General features: G+C 71.3%; 14 protein-coding genes. 1 reads left to right on the top strand and 13 read right to left on the bottom strand.

All coding sequences use genetic code 11. From position 1 onward, the window contains the following. Positions 1-33: 33 nt before the first annotated feature. The 9 genes from MRAB57_RS20810 to MRAB57_RS20770 form a co-directional block, all read right to left on the bottom strand. Positions 34-1,002, bottom strand: a complete 969-nt coding sequence (locus tag MRAB57_RS20810; RefSeq protein WP_077089028.1) for a cell division protein FtsQ/DivIB — start codon at positions 1,000-1,002, stop codon at positions 34-36. Then, positions 999-2,432, bottom strand: coding sequence for a UDP-N-acetylmuramate--L-alanine ligase (gene murC, locus MRAB57_RS20805; protein WP_077090730.1), 1,434 nt, complete (start codon positions 2,430-2,432; stop codon positions 999-1,001). Before murC ends, MRAB57_RS20810 begins: the two co-directional genes overlap by 4 nt. Before the next feature lie 35 nt (positions 2,433-2,467). Next, positions 2,468-3,697 (bottom strand): undecaprenyldiphospho-muramoylpentapeptide beta-N-acetylglucosaminyltransferase, encoded by a 1,230-nt coding sequence (gene murG, locus MRAB57_RS20800; RefSeq protein WP_077089027.1) that lies wholly within the window; start codon positions 3,695-3,697, stop codon positions 2,468-2,470. Next, the gene (gene ftsW, locus MRAB57_RS20795; protein WP_077090729.1) at positions 3,694-5,337 is read right to left on the bottom strand and encodes a putative lipid II flippase FtsW; all 1,644 of its coding nucleotides are present in this window, start codon (positions 5,335-5,337) and stop codon (positions 3,694-3,696) included. Before ftsW ends, murG begins: the two co-directional genes overlap by 4 nt. A 30-nt stretch (positions 5,338-5,367) precedes the next feature. Then, positions 5,368-6,819 carry a UDP-N-acetylmuramoyl-L-alanine--D-glutamate ligase gene (gene murD / locus MRAB57_RS20790; RefSeq protein ID WP_077089026.1) on the bottom strand — a complete coding sequence of 484 codons (1,452 nt, stop codon included), beginning with the start codon at positions 6,817-6,819 and terminating at the stop codon, positions 5,368-5,370. Position 6,820: 1 nt separating this feature from the next. Further along, positions 6,821-7,900, bottom strand: a complete 1,080-nt coding sequence (gene mraY / locus MRAB57_RS20785; protein WP_077089025.1) for a phospho-N-acetylmuramoyl-pentapeptide-transferase — start codon at positions 7,898-7,900, stop codon at positions 6,821-6,823. Then, the gene (locus MRAB57_RS20780; protein WP_077089024.1) at positions 7,897-9,480 is read right to left on the bottom strand and encodes a UDP-N-acetylmuramoyl-tripeptide--D-alanyl-D-alanine ligase; all 1,584 of its coding nucleotides are present in this window, start codon (positions 9,478-9,480) and stop codon (positions 7,897-7,899) included. The genes mraY and MRAB57_RS20780 overlap by 4 nt, the downstream gene beginning before the upstream one ends. Continuing rightward, positions 9,477-11,039 (bottom strand): UDP-N-acetylmuramoyl-L-alanyl-D-glutamate--2,6-diaminopimelate ligase, encoded by a 1,563-nt coding sequence (locus tag MRAB57_RS20775; RefSeq protein WP_108638116.1) that lies wholly within the window; start codon positions 11,037-11,039, stop codon positions 9,477-9,479. The genes MRAB57_RS20780 and MRAB57_RS20775 overlap by 4 nt, the downstream gene beginning before the upstream one ends. Positions 11,040-11,105: 66 nt before the next feature. Then, positions 11,106-11,711 carry a TetR/AcrR family transcriptional regulator gene (locus tag MRAB57_RS20770; protein ID WP_216823752.1) on the bottom strand — a complete coding sequence of 202 codons (606 nt, stop codon included), beginning with the start codon at positions 11,709-11,711 and terminating at the stop codon, positions 11,106-11,108. A gap of 70 nt (positions 11,712-11,781) precedes the next feature. Here MRAB57_RS20770 and MRAB57_RS20765 point away from each other — a divergent pair, with 70 nt between their 5' ends. Then, positions 11,782-12,894: an FAD-dependent monooxygenase gene (locus MRAB57_RS20765; RefSeq protein WP_077089022.1), complete on the top strand. Its 1,113-nt coding sequence runs from the start codon at positions 11,782-11,784 to the stop codon at positions 12,892-12,894. Positions 12,895-12,899: 5 nt separating this feature from the next. Here the strand turns inward: MRAB57_RS20765 and MRAB57_RS20760 are convergent, their stop codons facing one another. The 4 genes from MRAB57_RS20760 to mraZ are packed head-to-tail and all read right to left on the bottom strand — an operon-like array spanning position 12,900 to position 17,740. Next, positions 12,900-14,954: a peptidoglycan D,D-transpeptidase FtsI family protein gene (locus MRAB57_RS20760; RefSeq protein ID WP_077089021.1), complete on the bottom strand. Its 2,055-nt coding sequence runs from the start codon at positions 14,952-14,954 to the stop codon at positions 12,900-12,902. After that, positions 14,951-16,159 carry a cell division protein FtsL gene (ftsL, locus tag MRAB57_RS20755; RefSeq protein WP_077089020.1) on the bottom strand — a complete coding sequence of 403 codons (1,209 nt, stop codon included), beginning with the start codon at positions 16,157-16,159 and terminating at the stop codon, positions 14,951-14,953. The genes MRAB57_RS20760 and ftsL overlap by 4 nt, the downstream gene beginning before the upstream one ends. Continuing rightward, on the bottom strand, positions 16,156-17,334 hold the full coding sequence (gene rsmH / locus MRAB57_RS20750) for a 16S rRNA (cytosine(1402)-N(4))-methyltransferase RsmH (RefSeq protein ID WP_108637973.1): 1,179 nt from the start codon (positions 17,332-17,334) through the stop codon (positions 16,156-16,158). The genes ftsL and rsmH overlap by 4 nt, the downstream gene beginning before the upstream one ends. Further along, complete coding sequence (mraZ, locus tag MRAB57_RS20745; RefSeq protein ID WP_077089018.1) at positions 17,309-17,740, bottom strand: division/cell wall cluster transcriptional repressor MraZ; 432 nt, start codon at positions 17,738-17,740, stop codon at positions 17,309-17,311. The genes rsmH and mraZ overlap by 26 nt, the downstream gene beginning before the upstream one ends. Between the last annotated feature and the right edge of the window lie 75 nt (positions 17,741-17,815).

Below are 17,815 nucleotides of genomic sequence, written 5' to 3'. Positions count from 1 at the left end.
GCAAATTTTTTCTGCCCGTCGGCGTGTTCGCCGCTACTTCACGGTTGGTAGGTCGGGGCTCGAGACGTCGTAAACCTTGCCGGGCTGGGTCAGCAGAGCCGCCAGCTTTTCGGCCTTCTCGTCGGTGCGGTCGGTGGTCCCCCAGATCACGACCCGGCCGTCGCCGAGCGTGAGGGTGATCGAGGCCAGCGACGGCGCGGCGATCCGGCCCACCTGACCCGCGACCTCCGGGCGCAGCGCCAGCAGCACCTGCAGGGCGGCCTTGGTCGTCGGGTCGGTCGGCCCGGGATCTGCGACGTCGAGGTAGGGCAGCGCCGGCGGGGGCGGGCCGGTCGCGAAATCGACGCCGTCGCGGTCGAACAGATGCGGCCCGTCCGGAAAGTCCTTGACCGCCACCGGGACTCGCTCCACGATGGTGATCCGCAGCGCCGAGGGGTATTGCCGCTGCACGCGGGCGCTGGCCACCCGCCGGATCGCGGCCACCCGGTCGGCGACCTGGTTGGTGTTGATCTGCAGCAGCGGTGTGCCGATCCGCACCTGCGCGGCGTCCAGGACCTCTTCGCGGGTGACGGTCCCGGTGCCGGTGACGACGATGTTGCGGGCCGCCATCGCGGGCGTGAAATAGAGGACCAGCGCCAGCCCGACCCCGACGATGACCAACAACACCGTCGCGAGCAGCATTTTCAGGCCGCGAACAACGCCTCGCGCAACGGGTTTGGGCTCGTTGGCGATGCGCCCGCTGGCCCGGCGCTTGGCCTCGCGCCGAGCTTCCTCGATCGCGGTGGCGCGGGCCTGCGCGGCGCGGCGCTCGGCGCGTTCCCGGCGTTCCCGGCGCCGCGGCCCCTCGACCTCGACATCGTCCTGCCCCACCTCGTCGCCCTGCGGCTGGTCCCGTTCGACGGCGATCGGTTCGGTGACCGCGGCGTCGGGGGGCTCGGGCGGCTCGGCGGATGCGGCCGCGTCGGCGACGTCGGTGGGCGTGGCGTCGTCCGGGTCGGTCATTGCGTCACCCCGGGCCGGCCGGGAGCGCTGCGATTGGCGCGCATCCGCAGCGCGGAGACGATCTCGGGGCCCAGCAGCGTCACGTCGCCGGCGCCCATCGTGACGATGATGTCGCCGGGGCGGGCGGCGCCGGCGATCTGTTCGGCCGCAGCGGAGAAATCCGGGAGGTAGCGGGCCGGCACGCTGACGTGCTCGGCCACGGTGGCCCCGCTGATACCGGCGAGCGGTTGTTCGCGGGCGCCGTAGACGTCGAGCACGAACACCTCGTCGGCGGCACTCAGCGCGTGACCGAACTCGGCGGCGAAAGCCTTTGTCCGCGAATACAAGTGGGGCTGAAACACGACCAGCGCGCGACCCTCGCCGTTCTGCTCCAGCAGCCCGCGGATCGCCCCCAGCGTGGCGCCGACCTCGGTCGGGTGGTGGGCGTAGTCGTCGAACACCCGCACCGAGTCGGCCGTACCGACCAGCTCGAAACGGCGGCGCACGCCCTCGAAACCGGCCAGGCCGTCGAGCACGTCCTCGGCGTCGGCGCCGACCTCGACCGCTGCCAGCAGCGCGCCCAGCGCGTTGAGCGCCATGTGTCGGCCGGGGACCGACAGCCGCATCACCCGCACGGCCGCCGGACCTTGTTCCGAGGCCAGCTGGATGCGGGCGACCGCCTCGGTGCCGTGCTGCTCCCAGGACAGCAGCGCGCCGGCCAACTCGTCGTCCGATTCCCCCTGCGACCCGTAGCGCAGCACCCGGATACCCAGCTCGGCGCTGCGCCGGGCCAGCGCCGCCGAGCCGGGATCGTCGGTGCACACCACCAGGGCGCCGCCCGGGGCCAGGCGCTCGACGAAGGCGTCGAACACCCCGACGTAGGCGTCTTCGCTGCCATAGAAATCCAGGTGGTCGATCTCGATGTTGGTGACGACCGCGACGTCGGGCGTGTATTCGAGCAGCGAGCCATCGCTTTCGTCGGCCTCGGCGACGAAGTATGCGCCGCTGCCGTGGTGCGCGTTGGTGCCGGCCTCGCCGAGGTCGCCGCCCACCGCGAACGACGGGTCGAGGCCGCAGTGCTGCAGCGTGACGATCAGCATCGACGTCGTCGTCGTCTTGCCGTGGGTGCCGGTGACCATCAGGGCGGTGCGCCCGACCATCAGCTTGGCCAGCACCGCCGGGCGCATCACCACGGGAATGCCGCGGCGGCGCGCCTCGACGAGCTCGGGGTTGGTCTTCGGGATGGCCGCGTGGGTGGTGATGACCGCGGTGGCGCCGCCGGGCAGCAGGTCCAGGGACGAGGCGTCGTGTCCGATGCGGATCAGCGCGCCGCGGGCCCGCAGCGCGTGCACGCCGCGCGACTCCTTGGCGTCCGAGCCCGACACCATGCCTCCGCGATCGAGCAGGATGCGGGCGATGCCCGACATCCCGGCTCCCCCGATGCCCACCATGTGCACCCGCTGCAGCTCGGGCGGCAACTGTTCGGTCACGACGTTTTTCCGGTCCTCTTGGCGGACCGCGGCCCCCTATCACGCGCTCGTCGCGCAATGTCCAGCGCGGCCTCGGCGACGTGGCGCGCCGCATCCGGGTGCCCCACCAGCGCGGCGGCCGCGGTCATGGCCGCCAGCCGCGGCGGGTCGGTGAGCAGGCCGGCGACCTCGCGCGCCACCAGCTCCGGCGTCAGGTCGCCGTCAGCGACCACCATCCCGCCCCCGGCGTTGACCACCGGCAGGGCGTTGAGTCGCTGCTCGCCGTTGCCGATCGGCAGCGGCACGTAGATCGCCGGCAGCCCGACGGCGGACACCTCGGCGACGGTCATCGCCCCGGACCGGCAGATCGCCAGGTCGGCGGCGGCGTAGGCCAGGTCCATCCGGTCCAGGTAGGGCACCGCCACGTAGGGCGGATCGCCGGGACCGGGGGTGCGCAGCTCGAGGGTGTTCTTGGGGCCGTGGGCATGCAGGACGGCCACGCCTGCGGCGGCCAGGCCGGCGGCGGCCGCCGAGACCGCCCGGTTGAGCGACACCGCGCCCTGGGAACCGCCGAACACCAGCAGCACCTTGGCGTCGTCGGCGAAGCCGAAGTGCCTGCGCGCCTCGGCCCGCAGGCCCGCGCGGTCCAGCGAGGTGATGGCCGCGCGGACCGGCACCCCGACCACCTCGGCGCCCGCAAGCCCGGAATCCGGCACGGCGGACAGGATCCGGACGGCGCTGCGGGCACCGACGCGGTTGGCGATCCCGGCGCGGGCGTTGGCCTCGTGGATCAGGACCGGGACGCGGCGGCGCAGCCCGGGGATGCCGCGTGCGGCCAGGTAGGCCGGCAGCGCCACGTATCCCCCGAAGCCGATCACCACGTCGGCGCCGACGGAGTCGAGCACCCCGCGCGTCTCGCGCACCGCCCGCCACACCCGCGGTGGCAGGCGGGCCAGGTCGCCGCTGGGTTTACGCGGCAGCGGGACGGGGGTGATCAGCTCGAGGTGGTAGCCGCGCTCGGGCACCAGCCGGGTCTCTAGGCCGCGCGCGGTGCCCAGCGCCGTGATCCGGACGCCGGGGTCCAGCGCGGACAGCGCATCGGCCACGGCCATCGCGGGCTCGACGTGGCCGGCGGTCCCGCCGCCGGCCAGCACGACCGACAAGGCGGCATTGACCGATGATGCGGCACCGGCGGGCGAGGGACTCGCCCCCTGCCCGCCGGTCGCCTTCCTGATCGTGTTGTTCACCCGTAACGCTGACCTTCCAATGCGCGAGCGCGCCGTGGTTGACGCTGACCGGCTGCCGCAGTGGCATAGCGCTGGCCAGATCCATGATGCCCTGAACGGGTGCCCTGCCGGGCACCTGTCCGGGGCAAGGCCGGCCGCAGCGGCGGTTCGGCGTTGCGCCCCGACGATTTGGCAGCTTTGCGGGCGGGCTGCTTGCCCCCCTTGCGCGTTACCTGGGCAGGCGGCCGGGCCGGCTGCTGCGCCGAGCGCTTGCGATCGCGAAACGCCTCGATGCGCGGCGGCGTGTACGGCTCCGGCGGTGCCAACCGCAGCAGCCGGTTCATCTTGTCGTCGCGCCCGGCCCGCAGCGCGGCCACCGCCTCGGGCTCGTGTCTAGCCGCGTTCGCCATCAGACCGATCATGAAAAGCGTTGCTGCCGTTGATGTTCCGCCCGCAGAGATGAGTGGCAGCTGCAGGCCGGTCACCGGCAGCACGCCGATCACGTAGCCGATGTTGATGAACGCCTGGCCCAGCACCCACATCGTTGTGGTGGCGGTCAGCAGGCGCAGGAACGGGTCGGCCGACCGGCGCGCGATCCGCATGCCGGTGTAGGCGAACAACCCGAAGAGCGCTAGCAGCGCGAACGCGCCGATGAACCCGAGCTCCTCGCCGATGATCGCGAAGATGAAGTCGTTGTGGGCGTTGGGCAGGTAGTTCCATTTGGCGGTGCCCTGCCCGAGGCCGTCGCCGAAGATGCCGCCGTGGGCCAGCGCGAATTTGGCCTGCCGGGCCTGATAGCCGGTGTCCATCGGGTCGTTCTCCGGGTCCAGCCACGATTTCACCCGGTCGGACCGGTAACCGGCCGACATCGCCAGCACCGCGCCCGCCATGAATACCGCCAGCAGCGAGGTCCCGAAGACCCGCAGCGGCAGCCCGGCGTACCACAGCAGCGCCAGCAGGATGATGCCCAGCGACACCGTCTGCCCGAGGTCGGGCTGGGCGACGATCAGCGCCAGCGCAATGATGGCGGCCGGCACCAGCGGGATCAGCATCTCGCGCAGCGTGGCCCGCTCCAGGCGGCGGCTGGCCAGCAGGTGCGCGCCCCAGATGGCGAACGCGATCTTCGCCAGCTCGGACGGTTGCATCGAGAAACCGGCGACGACGAACCACTTCCGCGAACCGTTGGCCAGGTGGCCGATCCCGGGCACCAGCACCAGAACCAGCAGGATGATCGTGACCACGTACCCGGTGAAGGCGAGCCGGCGCAGGAATCGCACCGACATCCGCATCGCCGCGTAGGCCGCGATCAGACCGATGATCGTCCACAGCACCTGCTTGCCGAAGATCACCCAGGCCGAACCGTCGGCGCCGTAGGACCGCACCCCGGAGGCCGAGAGCACCATGATCAGGCCGAGCGTCGTCAGCAGCGCGGTGACCGCGATGATCAGGTGAAACGAGGTCATGGGCCGGCCCAGCCACGCGCCGACCCGGGCGCGCGGACTGCGTTCGTTGTCGGCGGCCTGCGCCTTTGCCGGCTCAGCGGCCTTGTTCGCCGTCTCGTCCGGCGTCGCGATCGCGTCCGTCGTCGGCTCGGCGTCGGTGTCCTCCGCCGCGGCCTGCTCGGCCGGCGCGGTGTCGGTAGCCCCCTTGCCCCGGCGCATCAGCCGGGTCAACCTCTTCGCCACCCTCGCCTACAGCTGAGCGGCGCGTACGGCGGCGGCGAATGCGTCACCGCGGTCGGCGTACCCGGTGAACTGGTCGAAGGATGCGCCCGCGGGCGCCAGCAGCACGGTGTCGCCCGGCTTGGCCAAGTCGCGGGCCGCGGCGACCGCCGCCGTCATGACCCTGGCGCCGACATTCTCATGAGAAACATCCGTCACATCAGCCCCAGGAATCACAGCAGTCGCATTCATACCAGCATCCTCGCCTGTCACAACCTGGACGACGGGGACATCCGGCGCGTGTCGCGATAACGCCTCTGCAACCTCTTGGCGGTCCTGGCCGATCAGCACGGCGCCGACCAGCCGTGACGCGACCCGGGCCACCTCGGCGTCGACCGATGCGCCCTTCAGCAGGCCCCCGGCGATCCACACCACCCGCGGGTAGGCCAGGATCGACGCCTCGGCGGCGTGGGCGTTGGTGGCCTTGGAGTCGTCGACGTAGGTGATGCCGTCGGCGACGAGTACCACCTCGGCCCGATGCCGGCCCACCTGGAACGAGGCGATCGCCTCCGCGATCGCCTCGGCGGGCACGTCGACGCTGCGGGCCAGCGCCGCGGCGGCCAGGGCGTCGAGCACGCCGACGGGCCCCGGCACCGGTATCGAGTCGGCGGGCAGCAGGGCCACGTCGTCGGCGAAGGCGCGGTCGATCAGCTGCCCGCCGCGCACGCCGAGCTCCCCCGCGGCCGGCTCGCCGAGGCGGAAACCGGCCCGCACCGGCGCCGCCGCGGTGCCCAGCAGCGCGGCGGCCCGGCTGTCGTCCAGCCCCACGACCGCGACCCGGCCGTCGAGCACCCGGGCCTTCGCGGCGGTGTACTCGGCCATCGTCTGGTGCCAGTCCAGGTGATCCTCGGCGATGTTGAGCACCACGCCCGCCTCGGGCCGCAGCGACGGCGCCCAGAACAGCTGGAAGCTGGACAGCTCGACGGCCAGCAGGTCGGCGGGCTGCTCGAGGACGTCGAGCACGGGGTCGCCGATGTTGCCGCACAGCACGCTGCGCCGGCCGGCCGCCGTCAGCATCGCGTGCAGCATCGACGTCGTCGTCGTCTTGCCGTTAGTGCCGGTCACCACCAGCCAGCGCCGCGGCGGGCCGTAGTGGCCCGCGGCGTCCAGCCGCCACGCCAATTCGACGTCGCCCCAGATCGGTACGCCCGCCGCCGCGGCGGCAGCCAGCACCGGGGCCGACGGATGGAAGCCGGGGCTGGTGACCACCAGCGCGTAGTCGGCGATCCGGGCTGCCGCGGTCGCGGGATCCGTTGTCGCGACGCCGCTTTCGGCGTATGGGCGCAGCATGGCCGGGTCGTCGTCGCACAGCGTCGCCGCCGCCCCGAATCGCTGCAGCGCGCCCAGGATCGCCCGACCGGTCACCCGGGCGCCGGCCACCAGCACGGGCGCGCCGGGCGTCAGGGGCTCGAGCCCGCTCATGTCAGGCACCGACTGCGGCGAGCCACTCACCGTAGAAGAGCGCCACGCCCAGGCCGCAGGTGATCGCGGTGAGCAGCCAGAAGCGGATGATCACCGTCGTCTCGGCCCAGCCGCTCAGCTCGAAGTGATGATGGAAGGGCGCCATCCGGAAGACCCGTCGCCCGGTCGTGCGGAAGGCCAGGATCTGCAGCACCACCGAGCCGGCCTCGGCGACGAACAGCGAACCCAGCACCACCGCAAGGATTTCGGTGCGGCTGGTGACCGACAGGCCCGCGATGATGCCGCCCAGGGCCAGCGATCCGGTGTCGCCCATGAAGATCTTGGCCGGCGCGGCGTTCCACCACAGGAAGCCGATGCAGGCGCCCGCGGTGGCGGCCGCGACGATCGCCAGGTCCAGCGGGTCGCGCACGTTGTAGCAGCCCAGGCCCGGCGCGCTGACGCAGGCGTTGCGGTACTGCCAGAAGGTGACCAGCACGTAGGCGCCGGTGACCATCGCCATGGTGCCCGCGGCCAGCCCGTCCAGGCCGTCGGTGAAGTTCACCGCGTTGGACCAAGAGGTGACGATGACCACGCAGAACAGCACGAACAGCGCGGGAGTCAGTGTGACGGTGGCGATCTCGCGCACGTAGGACAGGTCGGGGCTGCCCGGTGTCAGGCCGTTGGCGTTGTGGAAACTCAGCACCAGGACGCCGAACAGCACCGCGGCGGTGATCTGCCCGACCGTCTTGGTGGTCTTGTTCAACCCGAGGTTGCGCGAGCGGCGGATCTTGATCAGGTCGTCGAGGAAGCCGACGCCGCCCAGGACGGTGGCCAGGCCCAGCACCAACAGACCGGACGCGGACACTCCCTCGCCGTCGAACGCCAGCCCGGCCAGGTGGGTGCCGAGGTAACCCGCCCAGATGCCGGCCACGATCGCGACGCCGCCCATCGACGGGGTGCCGCGCTTGGCGTGGTGGCTGGGCGGGCCGTCCTCGCGCGTCTGATGGCCGAAGCCCTGCCTGGTGAACAGGCGGATCAGCGCGGGGGTCAGCAGGATCGACACCGTCAGCGCGACGGCGACGGCGATCAGGATCTGCCTCACGGGCGCTCTCCGGCGTCGGCACTGCTCGACGGTGACGACCCGCTTCGCCCGGCTTCGCCGCCCTCGCGATCGTCACGCAGCGCCTCGGCCAGCGCGCCCAGCCCGGCGGAGTTGGACGCCTTGACCAACACGACGTCGCCGGGTTGCACCTCGGCGCGCAACAAAGCCAGGGCGGCGTCGCTGTCGGCCACGGTGACGGCCCCCCTATCCGAGGAAGCGCCCCAGGAGCCCTCCATGACCGCTCCGTGGTGCATGGCGCTCATTGACCTCCCCATTCCCACGACAACGAGTCGAGACACATCTAAGCGCACCGCCAGCCGGCCGACGCGATCGTGCTCGGTTATCGCGTCGTCGCCGAGCTCGGCCATTTCGCCGAGCACCGCCCAGCTGCGCCGCGGGACAGCGCCCGATTGCTGCCCGCGGTGGGCGATCCAGGCCAGCGCCTGCAGCCCGGCCCGCATCGAGTCCGGGTTGGCGTTGTAGGCGTCGTCGATCACCGTCACGCCGTCGGCGCGGGTGGTGACGTGCATCCGGTGCCGCGACACCGGGCCCGCGGCCGCGAGCGCGTCGGCCACCCGCTCGACGCTCGCTCCGCATTGCAGCGCGACCGCGCTCGCGCAGAGCGCGTTCGTGACCTGGTGGTCGCCATACACCCCGAGTTGAACCTCCGCTTGGGTGCCGTTCGCATGCAACGTAAAACGCGGCCGGGCCAATTCGTCCAGCGACACGCCCTGCGCCCACACGTCGCTGGGGCCCGCGTCGGTGCTGGCGGACCGGCTCACCCGGATCACCCGCGCCGCGGTCCGCTCGGCCATCGCCGCCACCGCCGGGTCGTCGGCGTTGAGGATGACCGCCCCGGACTGCGGAACTGCTTGCGGCAGTTCACCTTTCGTTCTCGCGATGGCCTCCCGCGAGCCGAACTCGCCCAGGTGCGCGGTGCCGACGTTGAGCACCACCCCGATCGCGGGCGGGGCGATCTGCGCCAGTGCGGCGATATTGCCGGGATGGCGCGCCGACATCTCCAGAATCAGGTAGTCGGTCTCGCGCGTCGCGCGCAGCACCGTCCAGGGATGGCCCAGCTCGTTGTTGAACGATCCCGGCGGCGCGACCACCTCACCGAGCGGGGCCAGGACGGCGGCGACCAGGTCCTTGGTCGACGTCTTTCCCGACGACCCGGTGATCCCGATGATGGTCAGCCCGCCGGCCACCAGGTCGGCGGCGACGGCAGCGGCGAGCTTGGCCAGGGCGGCCAGCACCGCCGCCCCCGAGCCGTCGGTGTCGTGCTCGAGCACCCCGGCGCGGCCGTCCTCGGCCTGATGCGGCGCGACCACGATGGCGGGAACCCCGACGGGACGGGCGGCCAGCACCGCCACCGCGCCGGCCTCGACGGCCCCGGTCGCGTGGTCGTGTCCGTCCGACCGCGCCCCGGGCAGCGCCAGGAACAACCCGCCCGGGCCGACGGCGCGCGAGTCGAATTCGACGGTGCCGGTGACGCGCCGCTGGGCGGCGTCCTCCGGTGCGATGTCGGCCAGTGTGCCGCCGACGATTTCGGCGACCTGGGCCACGGTCAGCTCGATCATCGCAGGGCCTCTAATGCCGCCGCCAGCTCGACGCGGTCGTCGAACGGGCGGGTCTCGGCGCCGGTCCGCTGCCCGGTTTCGTGGCCCTTGCCGGCGATCACCACGATGTCGCCGGGGCGTGCCCAGCCCACCGCGTGCCGGATCGCCTCGCGCCGTTCGCCGATCTCGACGACTTCGGCTTTAGAACCGCTTTCGGTTGTCCCGGTGAGGATTTCGCGGCGGATCGTGGCGGGATCCTCGCTGCGCGGGTTGTCGTCGGTGACGACGACCAGGTCGGCCAGCTCGGCCGCGACCGCGCCCATCGGCGCCCGCTTGCCCGGGTCCCGGTCGCCGCCGGCGCCGAACACCACGGCCAGCCGGCGCCCCGGTTGCAGCAGCGTAGTGAGCACGGCCCGCAGCGCGCCGGGCTTGTGGGCGTAGTCGACGAGGGCCAGGAAATCCTGGCCGCGATCGATCTCCTCCAGCCGCCCGGGGACCCGCGTCCGCAGCAGTCCGGGTGCCGCTTGCTCGGGCGAAACGCCGACCGCATCCAGAACAGCCAGTGCGACAAGACAATTGGCGATGTTATAGCGGCCGGGCAGCCGGATGCCGATCCGGTGCTGGGCCCCGTCGGGCCCGACGACGGTGAACTCCTGGCCGCCCGCGCCCACCGGGGCCGCGTCGATGGCTCGCCAGTGCGCCGGCTGGCCCTCGGCGCTCACGGTGACCGCGTGAGCGGCCCGCGCGGCCATCGCGCGCCCGGCGTCGTCGTCGATGCACACCACCGCGCGCCGCGCGTGCAGCGGCGAACCCGGGTCGAACAGCAGCGCCTTGGCCTCGAAGTAGTCGGCCATCGTCGGGTGGAAGTCCAGGTGGTCGCGGGACAGGTTGGTGAAGGCGCCCACCGCGAACCCGGTGCCGTCCACCCGGCCGAGCGTCAGGGCGTGGCTGGACACCTCCATCACCACGGTGTCGACCCCGCGCTCGGCCATCGCCGCCAGCATCGCCTGCAGCGCCGGCGCCTCCGGGGTGGTCAGCGCGCTGGGGATGTCGGCGCCGTTGATCCGGATGCCGATGGTGCCGACCAGCCCGGCGACCCGCCCCGCGCCGCGCAGCGCGGATTCGACCAGGTACGTCGTCGTGGTCTTGCCCGACGTCCCGGTGATGCCCAGCACGGCCAGCCGGTCGGACGGGTTTCCGTACACCGTCGCGGCCAGGCCGCCGAGCACGCCCCGCGGCGTCGGATGCACCAGGGTCGGCACGGACGTCGGACCCATCTCGGCTACCCCCGCGTCGTCGGTCAGCACCGCGACGGCCCCGCGCCCGATCGCGTCGGCGGCGAAGCGGGCGCCGTGCGTGGTCGAGCCGGGCAGGGCGGCGAACAGATCACCGGGCAACACGTCCTGGGCGCGCAGCGTCACACCGCTAATCGGCAGGTCGGGTACCTGGTCGCCGCCGGCGGGCACCGCGCCCACCTCCGCCGCCAGCGCGGGCAGCCGCACCCCCGCGTTCGCGCTGGGGCGCAACTCGGTGGGCACCGGCACTTCCGTCACACCTTTCTCGCGCGGGGTCATCCTCATGATCAGCCATGACACCCTACCCAGGAGCGCAGGCCGGCGAGGCGCTCCCGCGCCTACGCTGGCCCGTTACCGGCCCTTACGCGAGTCGAGTAGCGGCAGAAAGATGGTGTCGACGATCTCCACGATCGCGTCGTCGGGCACCGGTTGCAGCGTCATCAGAACTTCGTAGCGGAACAGCTCCACGGGCACCCGCGCGATCCGGTCGGTGACCTGGCCCGGCTGGATTTCGCCGCGGTCGATGGCCCGCTGGACGATTTGCTCCAGGATGGCGTCGCGGTCACCCTGAATGAGCGCCCGAATGTCGGCCAGGCTGCGGCCGGTCTGCTGGTAGAAGCCGCCCAGCCGGGTCATCAGCGCGGCCACCAACCCCACCCTGAGCTTGTTGGCCTCCCTGAGCAGGGCGATGACGTCGCCACGCAGGCTGCCCGTGTCGGGGACGGCGACGACGTCTTTTTCCACCTCGTGGGCCAGCGCGGCGAGCACGAGCTCCTGCTTGCCGGGCCAGCGCCGGTACAGCACCGCGCGACTGGTTCCCGCCCGCACGGCGACGGCGTCGATCGTCATGTCGTCATAGCCGTGCTCGGTCAGCTCCGCCCACGCGGCATCCAGCAGGGCTTCCTCCAGCGCGGCGCCCCTGCGCCGGCGCGCCACGCCCGTCGCATTAAGAGACATTGCGTTTCCTATCGGTAGAGGCTATGGTCATAAGATACATCACGTATCTTAAACTAAGGGAGCGGATCTCATGCGCATTCTCGTCTCTGGTGCAGGAATCGCCGGCTTGAGCGCGGCGCTCGACCTCTGCGCCGACGGCCATGACGTGACCATCGTCGAACGCGCGAACCACCTACGGGTCAACGGCTCCCCCATCGACATCCGCGGCGACGTCGCCATCGGCGTCGCCGAGAAGATGGGTCTGCTCGGAGAGATCCTCGACCATCGCGTCGACATGAGCGAACGCATCCAGTTCATCGACGCAACCGGGACCGTGGTGGCCGAACCGCCCTTCGAGGTGATCAACGATTCACCCGACGACATCGAAATCCCCCGCGAGGACCTCACCACCCTCCTCTACAACCACCTGGGACCGTCGGTGGAGCTGCGGTTCGAGCAATCCATCGCCGAACTGCACGACGACGGCCGCGGAGTCGACGTCCGCTTCGCCTCGGGTGCCCGCGACCGCTACGACCTGGTGGTCGGGGCCGACGGGATGCACTCGGCCGTCCGCCGCTTCACGTTCGGGCCCGAACGGCAGTTCCTGCGCCACCTCGGCTACTACGTCGCATTGGCCGCCCTGCCCGATTACTCGCCAAACGGACGCAACAACCCGATGTACAACTTCCCCGGCCACCTGACCGGCATCGCCGCCTACAACGATAAGGCCTTGGCGGTCTTCATGTTTCGATCGCCATGGCTCGACTACGACTACCACGACCTCGCGGCCCAGAAGCAGATCCTCGCCGACGCGTTCGCCGGCCACGACCAGTGGCGAGTCCCCGAATTGGTCGACGCGGCAATCCGCGACCCGGAGCTCTACTTCGACTCCGTCAGCCAGATCGACATGCCCGCATGGCATCGCGGGCGCATCGTGCTCGTCGGCGACGCCGCACACAGCTCCTCCAACCTGTCGGGCCGCGGGACGAGCCTGGCACTGACCGGCACCTGGTTTCTGGCCCAGGCCCTACGCGACCACCCGGGAGACCTCGAGCGGGCATGGGGGCAATACGAGCGCGACCAGCGGCCGCACGTCGTCCGATCCCAGGCAACGGCGGCGCCGGGAGGCGACCGCCTGGTCCCGGCCACCCAGGACGAAATCGACACGCGCAACCGCAGTTTCGCCGCCGCTCGCCTGGACTAACCGCCTCAGGTGGCCTGCAGCGTCAGCGGCGGCCCGGGGTCGGGCGACAGCGGGACATTCTCACGCTGCATCAGCCAGCCGGCGATGTTGTGGAACAGCGGGGCCGCTGAGTGTCCAGGCGTGCCGTCGGCGTTGCGCTCCGGGTTGTCCATCATGATGCCGATCACGTAGCGCGGGTTGTCGACGGTGGCCATGCCGGCGAACGTGATCCAGTAGACGTTGTCGAAGTAGCAGCCACAGCCGGGGTTGATCTGCTGGGCGGTACCGGTCTTGCCCGCCATCTGATAGCCGGGCACGGCCGCGGCCGAGCCGGTGCCCTGCTGGTAGCCCATCGGGTCGCGTTGCACGACGGCGCGCAGCATGCCGCGCACGGTCTGCGCGGTCTGCGGCGAGACCACGCGGACACCGTCGGGATGCGGTTCTTCGGTCCGGGTGCCATCGGCGGCGATCGTGGCCTTGATGATGCGCGGCGGGACGCGCAGCCCGTCGTTGGCAATCGTCTGGTACATGTCCGTCATCTGCAGCAGGGTCATCGAAAGACCTTGGCCGATAGGCAGGTTCGAGAACGTGCTGCCCGACCATTGGTCGATGGGCGGAACCAGCCCGGAACTTTCGCCGGGCAACCCGACGTTGGTGCGCTGCCCCAGCCCGAATTTACGGAGCATGTCGTAGTAGCGCTCCGGGCCGACGCGCTGTGCCAGCATCAGCGTGCCGACGTTGGACGACTTCCCGAAGATGCCCGTGGTGGTGTACGGCATCACGCCGTGGTCCCAGGCGTCGTGGATGGGGACGCCGCCCATCTGGATGGAGCCCGGCACCTGCAGCACCTCGTCGGGGTTGGACAGGCCGTACTCGATGACCGAGGACGCGGTCACCACCTTGTTCACCGAGCCCGGCTCGAAGGGCGACGACACCGGCAGGTTGCCCAGCTGCTTGTCGCCCTGCCGCCCGATGTCCTGGGACGGGTCGAAGGTGTTGTCGTTGGCCATGGCCAGCACTTCACCGGTCTTGGCGTCCAGCACTACGGCCGAAACATTGTGCGCCCCAGACACGTTCTTCGCCTGCTGGACCTGCTGCTGCACGTAGAACTGGATGTCGTCGTCGATCGTGAGCTCGACAGTAGAGCCGTTGACCGCCCTGTGCCGGTTGCGGTAGCTGCCGGGGATGACCACGCCGTCGGAGCCGCGGTCGTAGGTCACCGAGCCGTCGGTGCCCGACAGCACGGAGTCCAGGCTGTCCTCGAGCCCCAGCAGGCCGTGGCCGTCCCAGTCGATGCCGCCGACGACGTTGGCGGCCAGCGATCCGCCGGGGTACTGGCGCAGATCCTGCCGCTCCGAGCCGACCTCGGGGAACTTGTCCGAGATCGCGCTGGCGATGGCCGGATCGACGGCGCGCGCCAGGTAGACGAAGTTGTCGTTCGTCTGCAGCTTCTTCAGCACGGTGACGAAGTCCGGCTTGTTGCCCAGCCGGGTCGATACCTCTTTGGCGATCTCCTGCAGCCGCGTCTGCGGATCGGGGGCGGCCGGGTTCTTCCGCTTGGCCTCCTCCAGCTGCTCGCGAATTCGCTTCGGCTGGAACGTCAATGCGCGCGACTCGATGGTGAAGGCGAGTTGCTGATTGTGCCGGTCGACGATGCTGCCGCGGACGGCCTTCTGGATGTCGGTGACCTTGAGCTGCCCGGCCGCCTGGGCCCGCAACGCCGGGGCGTCCGTCACCTGAAGGCGGAACAGCTGCACGCCGGCCACCAGCATCAGGATCAGGATCACGGCGTAGCCGGCACGGTGCCGGAAGGTGAACGACCCACCGCGGCTGACCACTTCCGTCAGCTGACGGGTGCGCCGCTCGCGTGCCGAGTGACCGGCGTCCGCGCGTCCGGCCGCCTGAACCTCCTTGGGGTCCTTGGCTTTCCGGAACCTGCGCGGCTCCCGGACATCCTTGGGCGCCGTGGCCTTTTCCCCCTTGCGAGCGCGCCGAGGCTGCCCGGCATCGGACTTACCACGACCGCGCGTCGGCCGCGGCGACTGGGAACGGCGGGTGCGCCGGGGCTCGCCGCGGCTCATCGGGCCGCGCCCGGCATAGCGGCGGCCGGCGGGACGATCTGCTGGCCGCTATTCGGCACCAGCCCCGGGACGACCGGTGCCGCCGGCGGCAGCACCGAGGCACCCGGGATCAGCGGGCCACCCACGCGCGGCGCAGGCGGCGCGATGCCACGTGGCAACGGGACCGGCACCTGGGCGGGCATCGGGACCGGTGCCTGTGCCGGGACGGGCGTCCCGCCGATCGGGATCGGGCTTTGGTTGGGCACCCCGGGACTCTCGGGCGCCGCGGGAGCCGGCAGCCCTGGCAGGGGCATCGCCACCGGCGGCTGCCCGACAGCAGGCCCGCCGGGCATGCCCGGCAGCGGGGCGATCTGCGGAATGTGCTGGCCGCCCACCGTCGTCGACCCGTCGGGGGCTCGCAGCAGCGCCTCGGGCCCGGACCTCGTCGGCGCGGGCGCGAGACCGGGAACGGGCTCGACGCGCACCGGGATCTCCGCCGGGGGCGCCACCGGCTTCGCGGGGGCCGCGGGGCCGGCGTCGGGAAGCTTGGAGTTCAGCGGCGGCGGCGGAACGCCGTCGGCCGGCTTGGGCGTGCCGACCACCACCCAGTTACCGGAGGCGTCCTGAACCAGGTGGGCGGTGTCGCGGGTGGGGATCATGCCCTGCTTGCGCGCCGCTTCGGCCAGCGCCGGCGCGGCCTCGGCCTCGCGCACTTCACGTTCCAGCGACTCCGCCTGCTGCTGCAGCATCCGGTTCTTCTCGCGGGCGTGGCTCAGCCGGTAGGAGCGCTCGGCCGAGTCGGTGGACAGCCACAGCGTCAGGCCCAGCCCGAGGCCGAGCGCGCCGATGATCAGCACGACGAACGGCACCTTGCTCAGCAGGGTCCGGGGTCGCAGGTCGATCGCCGCCAGGCGCATCGCCACGCGCTCGGTCAGCCGGGGCCGAATGACCTTGGGTGCCTTGGCCTTCCGCGCCTTGGCCCGGGCCCTGGCCTGCCGGGTGCTCTTGGGGCGGTTCGACCGTTCGACCGGGCGGGCGTTCGGGCCGGTCTGCGGCCCGGCATTGTGCGTCCGCGGTTCGCGGCTGGGCGTCGAGACCTTTCCGGGACGGCTGCGCCGCGACGCCGCCTCCGCCGGCGTGCGCCTGCTGGTACGGGCGGAAGCGTCACGCCCACGCCGACGGTCACTGCCGCCCTGGCGTTTCGGTGTGTCACGCTTGGTTTTCATGCGTCGCCCTTCCCGGTCCCCTGGCGCTGCGATTCTGATTCGTGTTCCACCCGTTGCACTGCCCGTAAGCGCACCGGGTTGCTGCGCGGATTGCGTTCGATCTCAGCGGCATCCGCACGCTCCGCGCCGCGCGTCAACGCCCGAAACCGCGGCCCGCGGCCGGGCAGCTCCATCGGCAGGTCGACGGGCGTGCGCGAGGCCACCGCGTCGGCGAATGCGCGTTTGACGATCCGGTCCTCCAGCGACTGATAGGCCATCACCGCGACGCGACCCCCGACGGCGAGCGCATCCAGCGCGGCCGGGATGGCGTCGCGCAGCGAGTCCAGCTCGTCGTTGACCGCGATGCGCAGCGCCTGGAAGGTGCGCTTGGCCGGATGCCCGCCGGTGCGCCGGGCCGGAGCCGGAATCGCTTGGTAGAGCAGCTCAACCAGCTCGGCCGTCGTCGCAAAGGGGGCGCGGGCGCGCTGGCGGATGATGTGCTTGGCGATGCGGCGGGCGAACCGCTCCTCGCCGTAGCGGTGCAGGATGCTCGCCAGCGCCGCCTCATCGTAGGTGTTGAGGATGTCGGCCGCGGTCAGCGACGACTCCGAGTCCATCCGCATGTCCAGCGGCGCGTCCTGCGCGTAGGCGAAGCCGCGCTCGGCGCGGTCGAGCTGCATGGACGACACTCCGAGGTCGAACAGGATGGCGTCGACCGATTCGATTGCGGCATAACCCGATTCGGCCAGGGCATCGGTGATGCCGTCATATCGCGTGTGCACCAGGGTGATTCGGTCGCCGAAGGCCGCCAACCGGTCGCGAGCAATGTCCAGGGCGCCGGAATCGCGGTCGAGCCCGATCACCCGCAGGCCAGGCAGCTCGGTGAGGAATCGTTCCGTGTGCCCGCCCGCGCCCAGGGTCGCGTCGACGAGGACAGCCCCGGATCCGTCCGGGTGGTGCCGGGTCAGCGCCGGGGCGAGCAGCTCGACACAGCGCTCCAGCAGCACGGGCACATGCCCGAACTCGCTTGGCCGATCGGCCACCGCGACACCTCCAGGGGTATGGCGGGACGCCCACGCACCGAGGTCCCTGTCCGAAGCTACGAACCTGGCGTTGGGGAAGTACGCCAGGGTCGGTTCGGGCAGAGGCCACGATGCACGGGCATGCGCCTCAGATAATGTCGCCGAGTGCTTCATCGCTGGCCGCGGAGAAGTTCTCTTCGTGGGTCTGCTGGTAGTCGTTCCAGGCCTGCGCATCCCAGATCTCGAGGTAGTCGACCGCCCCGATCACCACGCAATCCTTGGACAGGTTGGCGTAGCGGCGGTGGTCGGCCGACAGGGTGATGCGGCCCTGCGTGTCGGGATGCTGCTCGTCGGTGCCGGCGGCGAGATTGCGCAGGAACGCTCTTGCCTCCGGGTTGCTGCGGGACGTCTTGCTGGCCCGGCGGGCCAGCTGTTCGAATTCCGTCCGCGGGTAGACGGCGAGGCTGTGGTCTTGGCTCTTCGTGACCATCAACCCCCCTGCCAGTGCGTCGCGGAACTTGGCCGGCAAGGTGAGCCGTCCTTTGTCGTCGAGCTTGGGCGTGTAGGTGCCGAGAAACACCAGCTCACCTCCTGTCGAGGCCGGCTTCCGGCTCGCCCAAACACTTCAGCCACCATACCCCACAACCCCCCACTT

Origin of the sequence: Mycobacterium rhizamassiliense (genome assembly GCF_900157375.1) — a bacterium.
Lineage (GTDB): Bacteria > Actinomycetota > Actinomycetes > Mycobacteriales > Mycobacteriaceae > Mycobacterium > Mycobacterium rhizamassiliense.
The sequence above is the reverse complement of the archived record's forward strand: the minus strand, read 5'-3'. Positions and strand labels throughout refer to the sequence as shown.

What these genes read in the sequence shown, in the direction of transcription:
- murC (WP_077090730.1), bottom strand. Translation starts at nt 2,432, where the DNA reads ATGGTGGGCATCGGGGGAGCCGGGATGTCGGGCATCGCCCGCATCCTG.
- MRAB57_RS20770 (WP_216823752.1), bottom strand. Translation starts at nt 11,711, where the DNA reads ATGTCTCTTAATGCGACGGGCGTGGCGCGCCGGCGCAGGGGCGCCGCG.
- ftsW (WP_077090729.1), bottom strand. Translation starts at nt 5,337, where the DNA reads ATGCGCCGGGGCAAGGGGGCTACCGACACCGCGCCGGCCGAGCAGGCC.
- murD (WP_077089026.1), bottom strand. Translation starts at nt 6,819, where the DNA reads ATGAGCGGGCTCGAGCCCCTGACGCCCGGCGCGCCCGTGCTGGTGGCC.
- MRAB57_RS20810 (WP_077089028.1), bottom strand. Translation starts at nt 1,002, where the DNA reads ATGACCGACCCGGACGACGCCACGCCCACCGACGTCGCCGACGCGGCC.
- MRAB57_RS20780 (WP_077089024.1), bottom strand. Translation starts at nt 9,480, where the DNA reads ATGATCGAGCTGACCGTGGCCCAGGTCGCCGAAATCGTCGGCGGCACA.
- MRAB57_RS20765 (WP_077089022.1), top strand. Translation starts at nt 11,782, where the DNA reads ATGCGCATTCTCGTCTCTGGTGCAGGAATCGCCGGCTTGAGCGCGGCG.
- MRAB57_RS20760 (WP_077089021.1), bottom strand. Translation starts at nt 14,954, where the DNA reads ATGAGCCGCGGCGAGCCCCGGCGCACCCGCCGTTCCCAGTCGCCGCGG.
- MRAB57_RS20775 (WP_108638116.1), bottom strand. Translation starts at nt 11,039, where the DNA reads ATGAGGATGACCCCGCGCGAGAAAGGTGTGACGGAAGTGCCGGTGCCC.
- rsmH (WP_108637973.1), bottom strand. Translation starts at nt 17,334, where the DNA reads ATGAAGCACTCGGCGACATTATCTGAGGCGCATGCCCGTGCATCGTGG.
- ftsL (WP_077089020.1), bottom strand. Translation starts at nt 16,159, where the DNA reads ATGAAAACCAAGCGTGACACACCGAAACGCCAGGGCGGCAGTGACCGT.